The sequence below is a fragment of the Burkholderia sp. A9 genome (assembly GCF_000801975.1).
On sequence record NZ_JSZN01000004.1, the window covers coordinates 219,902 to 236,692 of the forward strand.

Here is a 16,791-nt window from a genome sequence, read left to right on the forward strand (position 1 = left end):
GCTTCGTCGGTGGCGTGGCGGCTGGCCGCACCGCCACTGCGTGTGTGCATGACGGACCGGCGTGGCCGGACCTCAGCGTGCAGCACGGCGTTCATGGTAGCGGTATTCGCCGGATCGTGGGTTCGGAGTGCGACGTGACAGGCGGGGCGAGGCGGATGGAGATCAATGGCCGTGCGGATAGGGGCTGCGCGCGACATGGAAAAGCACACCGCCGGTACAAGTCGATCAGGACAACATGGCAGCTGAGCAACCGGTCTTCGCCGGCGCATCAAGCAACACGGCGGGCGCTACCCCGCCGCCACTGGATCATGCGTTGCGTGAATAGACGCGCCGATGCCGCACCGCCTCCGCCAGCACGTCCAGCACCGGCTCCGTCTGCGTCCAGCTCAGGCACGCATCGGTAATCGACACGCCGTACTGCAACGGCACGCCCGGCTTCAGATCCTGACGCCCGGCCTCGAGATGGCTCTCGACCATCACGCCGACGATCCGGTGCTCGCCCTGCGACAGCTGCCGCGCGAGATCCTGCGCAACCTCGATCTGCCGTTCATGCGACTTGTTCGAGTTCGCATGCGAGCAATCGACCATCACCTGCTCGCGCAACCCGCTCTTGCGCAGCACCGCGCAGCTCGCCTCGACGTGCTCGGCGTCGTAGTTCGGCCCGTTCTTGCCGCCGCGCAGGATCACGTGCGCGTCGTCGTTGCCGCGGGTCTCGAAGATCGCGGCCATCCCCATCTTCGTCATCCCCATGAACGCATGGCTCGCGCGTGCTGCGACGATCGCGTCCGACGCGACCTGCACGCCGCCGTCGGTGCCGTTCTTGAAGCCGATCGGGCAGCTCAGCCCCGACGCGAGCTGACGATGGCTCTGGCTCTCGGTCGTGCGCGCGCCGATCGCGCCCCATGCAATCAGGTCCGCGATGTACTGCGGGCTCAGCAGGTCGAGGAATTCGGTCGACGCCGGCAGGCCGAGCGCGTTGATGTCGAGCAGCAGTTGCCGCGCAGCGCGCAGCCCTTCGTTGATGCGGAAGCTGCCGTCCAGGCGCGGATCGTTGATGTAGCCTTTCCAGCCGACCGTCGTGCGCGGCTTCTCGAAGTACACGCGCATCGTGATCAGCAGGTCGTCCTTCAGCGCATCGGCGGCGGCCTTCAGGCGGCGGGCATACTCGAGCGCCTGGTCATGGTCGTGGATCGAGCACGGGCCGACGACGAGCAGCAGCCGGTCGTCGCGACCGTGCAGGATGTCGCCGATCGCGCGGCGCGTGTCCTCGACGAGCGTCTGCGTGGCGGCCGGCACCGGCAGCTCGTCCTGCAGCAGCGCCGGCGAAATCAGCGGACGCACGGCGCCGATGCGGACGTCGTCGATGCGCGTGGTGTCCTGCGTCGCGTCGGCACTGCCTACCTCGCGATCGTGGGAAGGATTGTCGAGGTTCTGCATGGGGATTCTCCGGGGGACGTCTGGAATGATGGGCAAGCTCGATTATGGCACTCGCGCAAGGCGCCAGCGAGGCGCGGCGGGCGGGATGCGACATCGAAGACGGCGATTCCGCTGCTGTTCAAGCACGAGGAACACGAAGCACTCGCGGAAGGCCGGCCGTACCAGTTCACGACGACGTGGTGGGAAATGGTCGGCGGCAAGATCGCCGGTGAATACGAGATGATGAGCCAGGGTGCAATCGCCTATTCGATGACGTACACCAATGCGCGCACCGGCAAGAAGACCGATTTCGCGTGGGCGCAGGACGTCGATGCGTCCGCGAAAACGGGGTGCCGCTGGTAAGGCGGATCGGGCAGTGTCGCGGAGAGGGTCGATCAACCGGCGCGCCCGCGTGCGCGCCGGTGTGGTGGTGCCTCGCGCCGTCTGTCAGCCCGCGTCGCCCGGTGCGTCGACGTCGATGCCGAGTTCGGTCGCCATCCGCTGAACGAGTGCGTTCAGCCGCGCCACTTCATCCGAAAGCCGCTTCTGCTCGGCCTTCAGCGCCTCGAACTCGGACGGCGGAACGGAATCCGCGCCGCCACCCGCATCCCCACCGGCGAAGTCGGCGATGTTCACCTCGCCGCACATCAGGTGCATCCAGCGGTTCTCGCGCGCACCGGGCGCGCGCGGCAACCGGACGACGAGCGGCTGCGTACGCGCCGCGAGTTCGTCGAGGAATGCCTCGACCGACGAGATGTCCGCGAAGCCGTGCAGGCGTGCGCTGTTCAGGCGCAGTTCGGCGGCCGTCTGCGGGCCGCGCAGCAGCAGGATCGTCAGCAGCGCGATCGCCTGGCTCGGGATGCCGAGCACGCGGTTCACGTTGTGCTCGAAACGCGGCACGCGGCTGCTGCTGCCCTCCATCACGAGGCTCAGGTGCTTGAGCCCGTCGAGCGCGGTCGTGACTTCGTCGTCGCTGACGTTCATCACCGGCAAGCGCGCGGTTTTCTGGTTGCAGCCCGAGGTCAGCGCATTCAGCGACAGCGGATAGGTGTCCGGCACCGTATGCTGCTTCTCGACGAGCACCCCGAGAATGCGGGCCTCGAGGGGCGTGAGTTCGCGCAGGGCGCGTGGCGTGGGCATGTCCGGCGTGGTGTTCATGGTAGCGTCGCAGCGTGCAGCAGGTGAAGGGAAACGGTCGCGGCCCGTCCGGCGTCGCGATCGGGCGAGCCATATGATAGCTCGCGTCATGAGGCATGGCGCCGCTCGCCGCGACGGCGCGCGGACTTGCCGCAGCCGGCTTTCGTCCAACGTATCAGCCGCAGGGCGTCGCGCCGGGATGCACGCGCGCGGCGCCGCCGCTTCATGCTCCGCGCACACGCCCGGCATCGCCCCGTTGTTTGCGCGGCGCGCATGCCGGCGCTACGATACGCGTTCACCCGGCACGCGGCGCCGCGCGTGAGCACCTTCGCACGCAACGCCGACACCGCGCATCGCCCGTCCCGCACGCCGCGCCGCCGCACATGCGCGTCGCTCGCCACCCCCATTCACCCCGTCACTCGTTCACCGCCATGACCGCATCCTCTTCCGCGCCGCACGTGCGCGCCATCGTCACCGGACACACGCGCGGCCTCGGCGCGTCGCTCGCCGAACAACTGCTGCTGGAAGGCATCGCCGTGCTCGGCGTCTCGCGCAGCCGCCATCCGTCGCTCGCATCGCACGCCGGCGACCGTTTCGCCGAAGCCGAACTCGACCTGTCCGATGCATCGGCCGTCGCGACCTGGCTGGCCGGCGACACGCTGCGCAGCTTCGTCGACGGCGCGTCGATCGTGCTGCTGTTCAACAACGCGGGCATCGTCGATCCGATCGGCCCGCTCGCAGCACAGGACCCGGCAATCGTCGCGCGTGCGGTCGGCCTGAACGTCGCGGCGCCGCTGATGCTGTCGGCCGCACTCGCACAAGCGGCATCCGCGACGACCGAATGCCGGATCCTGCACGTGTCGAGCGGTGCGGCGCGCAACGCGTACGCGGGCTGGAGCGTCTACTGCGCGACCAAGGCCGCGCTCGACCATCACGCCCGCGCCGTCGCGCTCGATGCCAGCCGCGCGCTGCGGATCTGCAGCGTCGCGCCGGGCGTCGTCGATACGGGCATGCAGGCGACGATCCGCTCGACCAGCGAAGAGAACTTCCCGCTACGCGAGAAATTCGACGAGCTGAAGGCAAGCGGCGCGCTCTCGACGCCCGAGGCGGCCGCGCGGCAGCTCATCGGCTATGCGCTGAGCGACGCGTTCGGTTCGGTGCCGACGACCGACGTTCGCGAACTGCCCGCGGCCTGATCCGGGATAGAATTTCGCGGTTGCCTTTCCCCAAGGATCCCCCGATGGTCACAAAGGCCACCGCACCGTTCCAGCAGATCAAGACGCTCGTTCGCCAGAATGTCGATTCGGGCGACTGGCGCCCCGGGGACCGCATTCCGTCCGAGCTCGATCTCGCCGCGCAGTTCGGCGTCGCGCGCATGACGGTCAACCGCGCGCTGCGCGAGCTGACCGAGGAAGGCGTGCTGAAGCGTATCGCGGGCGTCGGCACCTTCGTCGCCGAAGTGAAGCCGCAGTCGAACCTGCTGATGATCGCGCACATCCGCGACGAAATCCGCGCGCGCGGGCACGAGTACCGCTGCCGCGTGCTCAGCCAGTCGCGCGAGCCCGCGTCGTTCGACGTCGCGGCCGCGTTCGGGCTGGCGGTCAACACGCCGGTCTTTCATGTGGTGTGCGTGCACGAGGAAAACGGTCGCCCGATCCAGCTCGAGGACCGCTACGTGAACCCGGTCGCCGCACCGGAATTCATCGATCAGGATTTCCAGGCCGAGCCGCCGTCGGAGTACCTGTTCAACAACGTGTCGCACTACGAACTGGAAATCGAGCACGTCGTCGACGCGTCGCTGCCGACCGGCGAACAGGCGCGGCTGCTCGACATGCGCGCCGACGAGCCGTGCCTCACGCTCACGCGCCGCACCTGGACGAACGGGCTGCCGGTCACGTTCGTGCACTTCCTGCATCCGGGCAACCGCTACCGGCTCGGCTCGCGCTTCAAGCCGGGCGCCGGACGTCACCAGACCTGACCGCTCACCGACGCTTGCAAACGACCACGCGCGGCGGCCGCTTCATCGAGAAGCGGCCGCTGCGCGCGTGACGTGCGCTTGACGCTGCCGCTCAAAGCGCCCCGACCTGCCCCGCGCCGCGCGACCACACGACCGGAAACAACGGATGTTCGAGCGGCGCGCCGTCCGGCAGTTGATCTGCCAGCCCCGGGAAGTCAGGCGACGTCTTCCAGCGGCGCGGCGCGTGACGGACGTCGTCGCCGACGAAGCGGATCGAAAACGCGCGCCGGCGGTTCTGCGTGCCGCCCGACGCATGCAAGGTCAGCATCCGGAAGCACACCATGTCGCCCGGCTCGAGCGCCCAATGGCGGACCGGGAACGCCGAGCGGTCGGCCTCGATGTCGGGCAGGTCGGCGAGGCTGCCTTCCGGGAACCACTTCGCCTCCTTGTCCATGAACGTGCGCGGCATCAGCCACGGCCCCTGGTGCGAACCCGCGACGAATTCCAGCGTCGATTCGAGCGGCACCGGATCGACCGGAATCCACATGCTCACGTTGTCGTCGCCTTCGATGTTGTAGTACGGTTGGTCCTGATGCCACGGCGTGCGCTGCCGCGTGCCGGGCTCCTTCACGAGCAGGTGGTCGTGATGCAGCCGCACCGTCTGCGTGCCCATCAGCGCGGCGGCCACCGATGGCGCAGGCGAGCGCACGATGAAGTCGCGGTACGCGTCGTTGTGCTGCCAGTTGCAGAAGTCCTCGAAGAACCAGCCCGGATCGTCGGGCCGGCTCGCGACCTTCGCGCGTTCGCTCGGCTGCGCGAGGTTGGCGTCGATGCCGGCGCGCAGCGCGGCCACTTCGTCGGGCGAGAAGATGCCCTTGATGCATACGGCGCCTTCGTCACGGAAGGCGGCGATCAGTTCGGGCGTCACGGCTTTCGCGACGCGGTCCTGGATACTCGTCATGGGTTGCCTGTCGATTGAGTGAATCACGTGGTCATGGGTTCACGGTGCGGAGGTCAACTGCTGCTTCGCGCCGTAGATGTCGAAGTCGAAGTATTTCGCGGCGATCTTCTGGTACGTGCCGTTCGCACGGATCGCGACGATCGCGTCGTTCAGCCGCTTCTTCATGTCGGCATCGCCCTTGCGCACGCCCATCGCGACGCCATAGCCGGTGATGCGCACGTCGGTCACGTCCGGGCCCGCGAACGCGTAGCCCTTGCCGCGCGGCGTCTTCAGGAACGAATAGCCGGCCTGCGTCTTGTCCTGGAAAGTCGCGTCGAGCCGGCCGTTCACCAGGTCCTGATACACCTGGTCCTGGTTCTGGTACGACACGATCGTCACGCCCTTGGTCGCCCATTCGGCCTTCGCGTACGCCTCCTGCGTCGTGCCCTGGTCGATCCCGATGCGCTTGCCGGCGAGCGACGCCGCGGTCGGCAGCAGCTTCGAGCCGGCCGGCGCGACGAGCGCACCCGGCGACGCATACAGCTTGTTCGAGAAGTCGATCTGCTTGAGCCGCTCGTCGGTGGCCGTCATCGCGGACATGATCACGTCGAACTTGCGCGCGCGCAGCGCCGGGATCATCCCGTCGAAGCCCTGCTCGACCCACACGCATTTCGCATGCAGTTCCTCGCAGATCGCATTGCGCAGGTCGATGTCGAAGCCGGCGAGCGAGCCGTCGGGCTGCTTCGCCTCGAACGGCGGATAGGTGGGGTCGATGCCCCAGCGGATCGTCGCCGTGTCCTGCGCGAACGAGACGAGCGGCGCGAACGCCAGCGCGGAAACGACGAGCTTTGCAGTGCGGTTCATGGTGTGTCCTTGTGGTCTCGACGTGGCGGGCGAGCGCCGGGCGTCCGTTGGGGAGCGTCGTGCCGGGATGCCCGGCACGGCACGGTGTGCGAAAGACTGGGACTTCGATGAAACTGCGATGCAGTCTAGACCGCTCAATTTTTGAGCGCAAGCGGGGGAAATGGAGGGGGAACGGATTGGGGGGAGTTGGACGGAGAAATCAGGGCAAAACGATGGGTTGACGGTCGGAGAATGACCATCAGCGCAGGATTTTCGTTAAATCTCGAGTGTTTACCCGGCGTGATGCTTGGCTGCCACAGAACGAGTTTTTGCGGATATCCGTCCGGATGAATTGTCTATACAACGCGGCCGACCATCGCCGTTCCAGAGACTTGACCGCCTGTAAAGTCCATGCACCCTATACCGCGCTCGCAACCATGCGTGGCGACGCGTATCGTCGAAATGTAAGATATACCTTACATTCACGCGCGATGCGCCTGCATCGGGAGGTCAACATGCAACTCTATGAAATCGGACAGGCCGTTGCAAAGCGGAGGGCCGAACTCGACCTCACACAGGCCCAGCTTGCAAAACTCGCCGGCTTGTCTCGCCTCACGGTGAACCAGCTCGAAACCGGCAAGGTCAAGGATCTTGGAATCAACAAGCTGATCCCGTTGCTCAGCGTGCTCGGCATCGAACTCCTGGCGCAGCCGCGGCAGGCCCAAAGCGGTCTCTACAAGGCCGTTGTGAGCTCGAACGTCAGCTATAAGGGCGAATTGACCGAGCGGCTGCTGGCCGACGCATTGACCACGGGACGGATTCCGGCAGGATACGAATCGCAGATTTCAGTCATCCTCGACGAGGTGCCTCTGCCGGTGGTGGTGAAGGCCGCCGAGGAAGCCGCTGAACGCTCCGGCACGCCGCTTCGCGCCATCTGGAAAAACCTTGCCGCATGGTCGAAGGCGCTTCATCTGTACCGGGAGGTATGGGCATGATTGCACCAGCTGCTTTGCCCGACGGCACGTAGCAGGGCCTTTTCCGTCAGGCGCTGACGCTAATCGACGAAATACGGACGCACGGCACGTCCCGTCCGTTCTGGACATTCGGCGGTGGCACCGTCCTCATGCTGCGTCACGGACATCGCATGAGCAAGGACGTCGACATCTTCGTTCCCGACCCGCAGTAGCTCGGGTACGTGAACCCACGCATCAGCGACGCCGCATCCGACATCACGAACGAGTACGAGGAACACGCCGGTTTCGTGAAATTGCTGTTGCCCGACGGCGAAATCGACTTCGTCGTTTCACGAAACCTGATGTCCCCCGGTTATGACGAATGGACGCTGATGGGCCAGGTCGTCAAGGTCGAGACTTCAGCGGAAATTGTGGCCAAGAAAATGTGGCACCGCGGAGATCGCCCCACCGCGCGAGACCTGTTCGATCTGTGCCTGGTCATCGAGCGAGAACCGGAGAGTCTGATCGAGGCAAGCGCATTTCTCGTTCGCCATCGCGACACCCTCCTCCATCTGCTCGACGAACGTCGTGCGTTCGTTCAGTCGCGCTTCGACGATATCTCGACACTCGGCTACACGCCGTCGTTCGACTATTGCGTAAATCTGGCCGGCGAGTTCCTCCGACAACTTCCCGACACCAGTACCGTGCGCAAATCGCGTCCCCGCTAACCCTACCGCCCTCCCGCCGCCACCAGAACCCGCTCGATCTCCGCATACCCGCGGCAGCGCGCATGCTGCAACGGCGTCTCGCCGTTCGAATCGGCCAGGTTCACGTTCGCCTTCGCATCGACCAGCAACTGCACGATCCGCACATAGCGCTCGCTGCCATCGCCGAGCATGATCGCCTCCAGCAGCGCGGTCCAGCCGAGCCGGTTCACGTGGTCGACATTCACGCCCGCGTCGATCAGCGTGCGCACCGTGTCGACGTGCCCGCGCTCGGCCGCCGGAATCAGCGCCGTGCCGCGATAGCGGTTCGTGCTGCGCATGTCGGCGCCGTGCGCGAGCGTCATCTTCAGGATGTCGAGATGACCGCGCGCGCCCGCATACAGATACGGGCTGTCCTGGATCGCATCCTTCGCGTTGACGTCCGCGCCCGCGTCGATCAGCACGCGCGCCGTCTCCACATGGTTGCCGTGCGTCGCGAGCAACAGCGCCGTGCGGCCCTGCCCGTCGCGCGAATCGATCTGCGCGCCGCGTTCCAGCAGCGTGCCGACCTCGGCCGCATCGCCGCGATCGGCCGCGCTACGCAGCCGGCCCTCGAGCGCGCCGCCGTCGGCGGCCGCCACGGCCGAGGTGAGCGTCGTCAACGCAAACGAGCCGATGATCGCGATCCGTTTGAAAAACATCCCGTGTCCTCCTGCATGCCCACCCGCGCAGCCGTGCCGGGTCCGGCGAAACCGCGATTGCCCGCGGGCTCAGGCCATGTTAAAAGTCGTCGCACATATTTGGAAATGAAATGTTCGAATCCGAAAAAGTGCGGAAATGAATAGACCTTTGTTCGACCTCGACCTGCTGCGCGCGCTCGTGATGGTCGCCGATTGCGGCAGCTTCACGACAGCGTCCGCGCGCCTGCATTCGACCCAGTCGACGGTCAGCCAGAAGGTGCGGCGGCTCGAGGAGATCGCGGGGCATCGCCTGCTCGACCGCGGCACGCGCGACGTGCGGCCGACCGACGCCGGCGTGACGGTGCTCAGCTACGCGCGGCGCATGATCGCGCTGAACGACGAGATGCTGGAAGCGCTGTCGGGCGCAACCGTCGCGCTGACAATCCGGCTCGGGGTACCCGACGATTTCGCGGCGGGCCGCACGACCCACGCGCTCGCCGCGTTCAAGCGCGATCATCCGCAGGTGAAGCTGGAGGTAATGTGCGGGCTGAGCCGCGACATCTGCGCGGCCTACGATCGCGGCGAGCTCGATCTCGTGCTGATCAAGCAGCGCCGCGACAGCCGCGAGGCCGTGGTGCGCTGGCCGGAGAAGCTGCGCTGGATCGACAGCGCACTGCATCCGACGATCGAGCTCGACCCGGTGCCGATCGTGGTGTTTCCGCCGCGCGGGCTCTATCGCGACGACATGATCAAGGCGATCGAGGAACGCGGCCGCCGCTGGCGGATCAGCTTCACGACCTCGAGCCTGAGCGGCATCCAGGCGGCCGTCGCGGACGGGCTCGGCATCAGCGTGCTGCCCGCGCGCGTGGTGACCGACGAGCACGTGGTGCTGACCGAGGAGCACGGCTTCGCGCCGATCGAGAACATGGACATCGCGATCCTGCATCGGCCGACCGCCGATCCGATGGTCAGCGAACTGACGAAAGCGCTCGCTTCGATGCTGGAGCACGAGCAGGAGTAAGCGCGGCGCGATGCGGATCGGGTTCGGCCGAAAGGCGACGTCACCGAAAAGCCGATGCCCGTCAGAACATCGTGTTCCCGTTCGCGGCCTGCTCCGGCACCGGCTGGTTCACGTCCCAGTGCTCGACGATCCTGCCCTGCTCCAGCCGGAAGATGTCCATGATCGCGCTGCCGCGCGTGCCGGGCTCGCGCACCGCGTGCACGTGCAGGATCACGTAGTCGCCGTCGACGAACGAGCGCTTGATCTCGCTGTGCGACTGCGGATATCTGTCGCGCAGGAACGCGACGAACTTGCGGAAGCCGTCGGGGCCGTCGGCCGCGTTCGGGTTGTGCTGGACGTAGCGGTCGCCGACATACGCGAGCGCGGCATCCGCATCCTTCTCGTTCAGCCCTTTTTCGTAGAACGCGAGCACCGTGCGGCGATTCGCTTCCTGCTGCGCGGCGTCCGGGCCGGCCGCCATCGCATGCGCGGCCGTCACCGCGAACGTCGCCGAGGCCATCCATCGTGCGGCCCGTGCCGCCATCATGCGTGTGCGTCGCATCGTCGTCTCCCCGGAGATCCGGCTTAAGGAAGCCCGATCATACCGGGGGCGACGCGCCGCTCAGACCAGCGCGCCGTTGCGCGCGACGATCTTCCCCGACGACACGACGAGCCGCCGCGTCGGTCGCGCGACGACGGCCTCGGCGAACGTCAGCGCATCGACGAGCACCACGTCCGCGCGCTTGCCCGCCTCCAGACCGTAGTCGGCGAAGCCGCAACCACGCGCCGCGCTGTGCGTCACGCAGTCGAGCGCGACTTCGAGCGCGTCGTCGCGACGGAAATCGTTGCGCATGCCGATCAGCATCGCGCGTTCCAGCATGTCGGGCGAACCGTATGGCGTCCAGGTATCGCGCACGCCGTCGTTGCCGCCGATGACGGTCACGCCAGCCGCGCGGCATGCGGCAACCGGCGGCACCGGCACCGCGGCCGGCGCGGTCGTGACGATCGCGACGCCGAGTTCGGCCATCCGCGCGAGCAGCGCGTCGCGCTCGCGTTCGGCGATGTCGCCGAGACAGAAGCCGTGGCTGATCGTAACCTTGCCCTGCATGCCGAGCGCGGCCGTGCGCTGCAGGATCAGGTCGAGCGAGTACGCGCCCATCGACCCGCGTTCGTGCAGGTGGAGGTCGAGCCCGCGGCCGTGGCGCTCGGCGATCCCGAACAGCACGTCCACCGCCTCGACCGGGTCGCCTTCGATCGCGCACGGGTCGAGCCCGCCGAGCAGGTCGGCGCCCGCGCCCAGCGCGTCGGACAGCAGCGCGGCGGTGCCGGGCCGCTTGAGCACGCCCGATTGCGGAAACGCGACAATCTGGATTTCCACCTGGCCGCGTAGCGTCTCGCGTGTCGCGAGCACGCCGCGCAGATGCCGCAGCCCGGCCTCGGTGTCGACGTCGACGTGCGTGCGGATGCGCGTCGTGCCGGCCGCGAGGAACGCGCGCGACAACGCGAGCGATGCGGCGCCGGCGTCATGGCCGCTGGTCGCGCGATAGTTGCGCTCGTTCTCGATGCGGTCGACGAGACGCGGCCCCACCGCGTTGCGATACCACGGCATCCCCCAGTGGGTCTTGTCGAGGTGCGTATGGCCTTCGACGAGGCCGGGCAGCGCGAGCGCGTGCGCGCCGTCCTCGATCGCGCAGCCGGCGGGCGCGTCGAGCGACGGGCCGACGCGCGCGATGCGTTCGCCTTCGATCAGGATGTCGAGCGCTTCGTCGGCGTGCGTGCGGACGTTGCGGATCAGCAGGTTGGTCATGTCGGTTCCGGTAGGGTCGGTCAGTGCAAAGCCGTCACGATGCAGGGCACCGTGACGGCGGTCAGATCGTTATCGCGTGAAACGCAGCGCCGGCGCAAAGGGCGCACCGGTATCGCTTTCGCCGCGGCGGAACACCCAGCGTTCGGCCGGCACGCCCGCGACGGCCGCCGCCGCATTCGGCGCGCGCACCGCGACGAAGCTCGCGTCGCAGCCGACGGCGATGCCGTAGTTGTCCCGGCCGAGCGCGCGTGCGCCGGCGTGCGTCGCCATGTCGAGCGCGATGCCGAGCGCTGCGTCGGTGTAAAAGCCCGAGCGGTAGCCGACCATCATCGCGCGCTGCAGCATGTCGCCGTTGCCGTACGGCCACCACGCGTCGCGGATGTTGTCGTTGCCGGCGAACACGTGCACACCCGCGTCGCGCAGTTGCTGCACCGGCGGGAATGCGCAGTCGCCCGGCGCGTTGGTCAGGATCGACACGCCGGCATCGGCGAGTGCCGCGGCGGCACGCTCGACGTCGCCGTGATCGACCTGGCCGAGCGCATACGCGTGGCTCACGTTCACGCGGCCGCCGAGGCCCGCCGCGCGCGTGCGCGCCGCGATCCGCAGCAGTTGCGCGATGCCGGTCTCGCCCGGTTCGTGCAGGTGGATATCGATCTTCGCGCCGCGTTTCTCGGCAATGCCGAACACGATGTCGAGCTGGCCGTCCGCGTCGCCATCGAGCGTCGTCGGATCGATCCCGCCGACCACGTCCGCGCCTTCGCGCACCGCGGCATCGAGGATCGCGGCGGTGCCCGGGCACGTCACCACGCCGGCCTGCGGAAACGCGACCAGCTCGATGTCGACGATCCCGCGCCATTGTTCGCGCGCGGCCATCACGGCCTGCAGGTTCGACAGGCCCGTCGTCGCATCGACGTCGACGTGGCTGCGCATCGCGATCGTGCCGAACGCGGCGGCCTGCTCGATCAGCGCATTCGCGCGCTCGACGATCGGCGGCGCGGCCGCGAGCTGGCGCTTCTCGACCGCGAGCCGCTCGCGCAGCGAGTCGACCGATTCGTGCGGCACCCAGCGATCGCCGACGAAGCTCTTGTCGAGATGGATATGGCCGTCGACGAAGCCGGGCAGCACGACGCGCCCGCCCAGGTCGATCGTTTCCGCGCCGGGCGCGGCGGTGCAATCGGCACCGACGCCGACGAAGCGGCCGTCATGGACGACGAGGTTGATGGGCTGGCCGCCGGCATCGACGGCGTTGGTGAAGAAACGATCGGTCATGACTCGGAATGGTGGGGCGGTCGCTGCGCGACGCCGGCGCGGACAAGGGAGGGAACCGCGGCCGGCACGGCGCGACCGTTGGCAGGGAATGCGGTCACGATATCGGACGGGGCGGCCAGTGGCCAATTAAATGTCGCGATGCCGTGCATTCGATTTCGCGATGTGCGGGCGGGCCGCCCGCCGGGCCTGGCGGGGAGATGGGGGGCGATCACCGGGAAGCTGGCCGCGTGGCCGATAACGGCGTATCGGCGCGGCCGCGATCGAGCGCGCCGCATTGCCGCCCCCGACCGCGAGTTGCGCGGCAACAGACTTTACACGTTGTTACCCGGCCGCACCGGACGCGCACGCGCCCATTCCTTATACTCACGCCGAGTTCGCCACCCGTCCCGGAATTCGTCGGCGAACACGTTGCCGATGCAGGAAACATCATGATGCGCATGCCTTCCACGAAGACCGTTCTGTTCGCCTCGCTCGTCGCCGTGGCGGCGCTTCCGCTGACCGCCTGTGTCGCGCCGGGTTACTACGGCGCGCAACCGGGCTATCCGCAGCAGCAATACGCGACGCCCGGCTATGCACAGCCCGCGTATTCGCAACCCGGCTACGTGCAGCCGCAGCAGCCGGCGTATCCGAACCAGGCGCCGCAGTACGATCAATACGGCAACCAGCAGTCGTACGGCGGCCAGTACGGCAACGGCTACGGCGCGCAATACGGCACTGTCGCGAACATCCAGCCGGTCAACGGCTCGGTCGGCACGTCGGGCGTCGCCGGCACCGTCGTCGGTGCGCTGGTCGGCGGGCTGGTGGGGAATCAGTTCGGCCGCGGTCACGGCCGCGATGCGGCCACCGTGATCGGCGCGCTGGGCGGCGCCGTCGCCGGCAACCAGATCGGTCAGCAGATGGGCGCGGCCCAACCGCCGAGCAGCTACCGGATCGACGTGCAGGTCAGCGACGGCTCGACGCGCTCGTTCGACGTGCAGTCGCCGGGCGACCTGCGCCCGGGCGATCGCGTGCAGATCAACGGCAATCAGCTGTCGCGGTATTGATGCGGCGCGCGTGCGCCTGATTTGATCGGGCGCATCGCGCGTCTTTCACACATCACTCGCGCGCCTCTCACACGTCTCCCGCACGTTTCGCGCGCTTGATCGCGTGCGCCGGACCGGCGCGATGGCCGGCGCATCACAGCCTTTGCCTGCTTCGCGTCGACGCGGCATACCTGCCGCACACGACGCTTCGACAACACTTCCGCGCCTCATCCACGCCGGCGTTCATCTCATCGGGCACAACACGCATTCGCCCGCATCGACGGCGCCGGACACTCACACGTGCTCGACACCCAGCGCGACACGCGTCGACTGCGCCGCCGCCTGCAGATGCCGCGACCGCCGGTAGACGATCGCCATCACCGCCATCACCGCCGCGCCGGCATACAGCGACCCGCGCGTCGACGGATCGACGCCGAGCATCACGAACACGAACGCGACGAACACCAGACAGATCCACGATGTCACCGGTGCACCCGGCAGCCGGAACGCCACCGTCTCGCCGCGCGCGGCGATCACGCGCCGGAACCGCATGTGGGTCAGCACGATCATCGCCCAGATCACGGCCACGTCGAACGACAGGAACGACATCAGCCAGCCGAACACGCGCGCCGGAATCACATAGTTCAGCAGCACGCCGACCGACATGAACAGCACGGTCGCCCGCACTGCGCGCGACGGCGACCCGCTCGCGCTGAGCGCCGCGAACGCCGCGGGCGCGAGTCCGTTCCCGGCCATGCTCGACAACATGCGCGCGCCGCTGAACACGATGCAGTTGAAGCTCGACAGCGCGGCCGTCAGGACGACGAAGTTGACGACGCCGGCCGCCTGCCGCAGCCCGAGCGATTCGAACGTGGTGACGAACGGGCTGCCGTGGTCGCCGAGACCGTTCCACGGATACAGCGCCATGATGATGAACAGCGCGCCCACGTAGAAGATCAGGATCCGCCACAGCACCGAGTTGATCGCGCGCGGGATCATCTTCTGCGGCTCGCGCGCCTCGCCGGCCGTGAGGCCGATCATCTCGACGCCCGCGAACGAATACGCGACGATCGGCAACGCGCTCACGACACCGAGCACGCCGTGCGGAAACACGCCGCCGTGGCGCCACAGGTTCGACAGGCCGACCGGTTCGCCGTGATGCCCGATCCCCGTGAACACGATCAGCGCGCCGCCCGCGATCATCAGCACGATCGTCACGACCTTCACGATCGCGAACCAGAACTCCAGCTCGCCGTACACCTTCACGTTGAGCAGGTTGAAGCCCGAGATCGCGGCGATCGCCGCCACGACCCATAGCCACTGCGGCACGTCCGGAAACCAGAAGCCCATATAGATGCCGATCGCGGTGGTCTCCGCGACGCCGACGCCGACCATCAGCAGCCAGTAGCTCCAGCCGACCACGTAGCCGGCGAACGGCCCGAGGTATTCGAACGCATACGCGCCGAACGAGCCGGATACCGGCCGGTGCACGGCCATCTCGCCGAGTGCGCGCATGATCAGGAAGATCATCCCGCCACCAATCAGGTACGCGACCAGCGCGCCGGGCCCGGCCGCCTTGATCGCGGACGCCGAGCCGAGGAACAGGCCGACGCCGATGGCCATTCCAAGCGCCATGAACGAGATCTGGCGCGCACCAAGCTCGCGCCGCATCGTGTGCTGTTGCATGTTGTCTCCAGTCGTGGAACGTCGCGGCGCGCCGGATCGGACGGCCGCTGGGGAGGCACCCGGCATCGTGTGCCGGGCGCCCTTGCATCGCGCGGCGCCGGATTCAGCGGCCGTGCAGAAAGCGTTCGACGCGGAATGGCGTCGGGTCGACGAACGGGCGCACGCCGGTCATCAGGTCGGCGATCAGCCGGCCGGTCACCGGGCCGAGCGTGAAGCCGTGATGCGCATGGCCGAACGCGAACCACAGATCGCGGTGACGCGGCGCAGCGCCGATCACCGGCAGCATGTCGGGCGTGCACGGCCGGCGGCCGAGCCACGGCGAGCCGTCGACGCGCGCGCCGAGCGGGAACAGCTCGCGCGCGACCGGCTCGACGGCGGCGAGCTGCGTCGGGGTCGGCGGCGTGTCGCGATAGCCAAGCTCGACGCCGGTCGTCAGGCGGATACCGCGCGTCATCGGCGTGATCAGGAAGCCGCTGTCGGCATCGAGCACCGGCCGGTTCAGCCGCGCGCCGGGCTGCGCCGCGTAGTGCATGTGATAGCCGCGCTTGACCGCGAGCGGCAGCGTGTAGCCGAGCCGTTCGCACAGCAGGTCCGACCACGGACCGAGCGCGACGACCGCCGCGCGCGCATCGAGCGGGCCGTGTTCGGTGTCGACGCGCCAGCCGTTCGCGGCCGACAGCGTCAGCGCGTCGCCGGTCACGACGCGGCCGCCGAGCTGCTCGAAGTGCCGCGCATAGGCGGTCACCAGCCCGTTCGGATCACTGATCGAATCGGAAGCCGTGTAGCGCAGCGCGCCGATCAGCGCGCGGCTCAGGTTCGGCTCCGCGTCGCGCAGCGCGGCAGCGTCGAGCGGGTCGAAGGTCACGCCGTATTCGGCGCGCCAGCGCTCGGCGGCGCGCGTTTCGGCATCGCGGGTCGCCGCCGTGCGGAACACCTTGAGCCAGCCGCCTTCGCGCAGCAGCGCGCCGGCGCCGGCCGCGTCGATCAGCGCGCGGTGCTCGGTCACGCTATGTTCGATCAGCGGCGCATACGCGCGCGCGATCTCGGCGTGCCGCACCGGGTGCGAATTGCGCCAGTAGCGATACAGGAACGGGATCAGCTTCGGCAGCGCCGCCGGGTGATAGCGCACGTCCGGCGAGCGGTTGCACGCGTACTTCAGCAGCGTGCCGAAGCCGCGCGGAAACGCATACGGATACACGCCTTCGCGCTGGATCAGCCCGGCATTGCCGAACGACGTTTCATTGCCGGGCGCCTTGCGATCCACGAGCGCGACCGACAGGCCGCGCTGCTGCAGGTGAACGGCGATGGACACGCCGATCATGCCGCCGCCCAGGACGAGCGTATCGAACTTCATCGGAAACTCCTCGGGGCGTGCGG

Annotated in this window: 18 protein-coding genes; 8 read left to right on the forward strand and 10 right to left on the reverse strand. The window is 68.0% G+C overall.

Features of this window, described 5'->3' with window-relative positions:
• Positions 1-306 precede the first annotated feature (306 nt).
• Positions 307-1,437: a 3-deoxy-7-phosphoheptulonate synthase gene (locus PI86_RS02930; RefSeq protein WP_014900794.1), complete on the reverse strand. Its 1,131-nt coding sequence runs from the start codon at positions 1,435-1,437 to the stop codon at positions 307-309.
• A 186-nt stretch (positions 1,438-1,623) separates the two neighbouring features.
• Between PI86_RS02930 and PI86_RS17595 the strand changes: the two genes are divergently transcribed.
• On the forward strand, positions 1,624-1,779 hold the full coding sequence (locus PI86_RS17595) for a hypothetical protein (protein WP_235362672.1): 156 nt from the start codon (positions 1,624-1,626) through the stop codon (positions 1,777-1,779).
• Positions 1,780-1,863: 84 nt separating this feature from the next.
• Here PI86_RS17595 and PI86_RS02940 read toward each other — a convergent pair whose 3' ends face one another.
• On the reverse strand, positions 1,864-2,574 hold the full coding sequence (locus PI86_RS02940) for a YceH family protein (RefSeq protein WP_039318579.1): 711 nt from the start codon (positions 2,572-2,574) through the stop codon (positions 1,864-1,866).
• A 410-nt stretch (positions 2,575-2,984) separates the two neighbouring features.
• Here PI86_RS02940 and PI86_RS02950 point away from each other — a divergent pair, with 410 nt between their 5' ends.
• The gene (locus PI86_RS02950; RefSeq protein WP_014900792.1) at positions 2,985-3,749 is read left to right on the forward strand and encodes an SDR family oxidoreductase; all 765 of its coding nucleotides are present in this window, start codon (positions 2,985-2,987) and stop codon (positions 3,747-3,749) included.
• Between the two features lie 44 nt (positions 3,750-3,793).
• Positions 3,794-4,531: a histidine utilization repressor gene (hutC, locus tag PI86_RS02955; protein WP_014900791.1), complete on the forward strand. Its 738-nt coding sequence runs from the start codon at positions 3,794-3,796 to the stop codon at positions 4,529-4,531.
• Positions 4,532-4,622: 91 nt separating this feature from the next.
• On the opposite strand, the gene PI86_RS02960 is transcribed toward hutC, so the two are convergent.
• Together PI86_RS02960 and PI86_RS02965 are read right to left on the reverse strand one after the other, a co-directional pair.
• Positions 4,623-5,471, reverse strand: coding sequence for a phytanoyl-CoA dioxygenase family protein (locus PI86_RS02960; protein ID WP_039318583.1), 849 nt, complete (start codon positions 5,469-5,471; stop codon positions 4,623-4,625).
• Positions 5,472-5,510: 39 nt separating this feature from the next.
• The gene (locus tag PI86_RS02965) at positions 5,511-6,314 is read right to left on the reverse strand and encodes an ABC transporter substrate-binding protein (RefSeq protein ID WP_039318585.1); all 804 of its coding nucleotides are present in this window, start codon (positions 6,312-6,314) and stop codon (positions 5,511-5,513) included.
• A gap of 494 nt (positions 6,315-6,808) precedes the next feature.
• Between PI86_RS02965 and PI86_RS02970 the strand changes: the two genes are divergently transcribed.
• The 3 genes from PI86_RS02970 to PI86_RS02975 all read left to right on the forward strand — a co-directional run bounded on the left by PI86_RS02970 (position 6,809) and on the right by PI86_RS02975 (position 7,974).
• Positions 6,809-7,288 (forward strand): helix-turn-helix domain-containing protein, encoded by a 480-nt coding sequence (locus PI86_RS02970; protein ID WP_039318745.1) that lies wholly within the window; start codon positions 6,809-6,811, stop codon positions 7,286-7,288.
• 71 nt (positions 7,289-7,359) lie between these two features.
• Positions 7,360-7,479, forward strand: a complete 120-nt coding sequence (locus PI86_RS17600; protein ID WP_235362677.1) for a nucleotidyl transferase AbiEii/AbiGii toxin family protein — start codon at positions 7,360-7,362, stop codon at positions 7,477-7,479.
• 9 nt (positions 7,480-7,488) lie between these two features.
• Entirely contained in the window at positions 7,489-7,974 is a 486-nt protein-coding gene (locus PI86_RS02975; RefSeq protein ID WP_235362673.1) for a nucleotidyl transferase AbiEii/AbiGii toxin family protein, read from the forward strand.
• A 2-nt stretch (positions 7,975-7,976) separates the two neighbouring features.
• Here the strand turns inward: PI86_RS02975 and PI86_RS02980 are convergent, their stop codons facing one another.
• On the reverse strand, positions 7,977-8,651 hold the full coding sequence (locus PI86_RS02980) for an ankyrin repeat domain-containing protein (RefSeq protein ID WP_039318588.1): 675 nt from the start codon (positions 8,649-8,651) through the stop codon (positions 7,977-7,979).
• Between the two features lie 136 nt (positions 8,652-8,787).
• Between PI86_RS02980 and PI86_RS02985 the strand changes: the two genes are divergently transcribed.
• The gene (locus PI86_RS02985) at positions 8,788-9,651 is read left to right on the forward strand and encodes a LysR family transcriptional regulator (protein WP_014900785.1); all 864 of its coding nucleotides are present in this window, start codon (positions 8,788-8,790) and stop codon (positions 9,649-9,651) included.
• A gap of 61 nt (positions 9,652-9,712) precedes the next feature.
• On the opposite strand, the gene PI86_RS02990 is transcribed toward PI86_RS02985, so the two are convergent.
• From PI86_RS02990 to PI86_RS03000, 3 genes are all read right to left on the reverse strand, one after another.
• On the reverse strand, positions 9,713-10,192 hold the full coding sequence (locus tag PI86_RS02990; RefSeq protein ID WP_039318591.1) for a nuclear transport factor 2 family protein: 480 nt from the start codon (positions 10,190-10,192) through the stop codon (positions 9,713-9,715).
• 60 nt (positions 10,193-10,252) lie between these two features.
• Positions 10,253-11,437, reverse strand: a complete 1,185-nt coding sequence (locus tag PI86_RS02995; RefSeq protein ID WP_039318594.1) for an amidohydrolase family protein — start codon at positions 11,435-11,437, stop codon at positions 10,253-10,255.
• 69 nt (positions 11,438-11,506) lie between these two features.
• The gene (locus tag PI86_RS03000) at positions 11,507-12,706 is read right to left on the reverse strand and encodes an amidohydrolase family protein (RefSeq protein ID WP_039318595.1); all 1,200 of its coding nucleotides are present in this window, start codon (positions 12,704-12,706) and stop codon (positions 11,507-11,509) included.
• Between the two features lie 428 nt (positions 12,707-13,134).
• Here PI86_RS03000 and PI86_RS03005 point away from each other — a divergent pair, with 428 nt between their 5' ends.
• On the forward strand, positions 13,135-13,749 hold the full coding sequence (locus PI86_RS03005) for a glycine zipper 2TM domain-containing protein (protein WP_039318597.1): 615 nt from the start codon (positions 13,135-13,137) through the stop codon (positions 13,747-13,749).
• A gap of 273 nt (positions 13,750-14,022) precedes the next feature.
• Here the strand turns inward: PI86_RS03005 and PI86_RS03010 are convergent, their stop codons facing one another.
• Complete coding sequence (locus PI86_RS03010; protein ID WP_039318600.1) at positions 14,023-15,414, reverse strand: amino acid permease; 1,392 nt, start codon at positions 15,412-15,414, stop codon at positions 14,023-14,025.
• A gap of 103 nt (positions 15,415-15,517) precedes the next feature.
• Entirely contained in the window at positions 15,518-16,768 is a 1,251-nt protein-coding gene (locus PI86_RS03015) for an NAD(P)/FAD-dependent oxidoreductase (protein ID WP_039318603.1), read from the reverse strand.
• Positions 16,769-16,791: the final 23 nt, after the last annotated feature.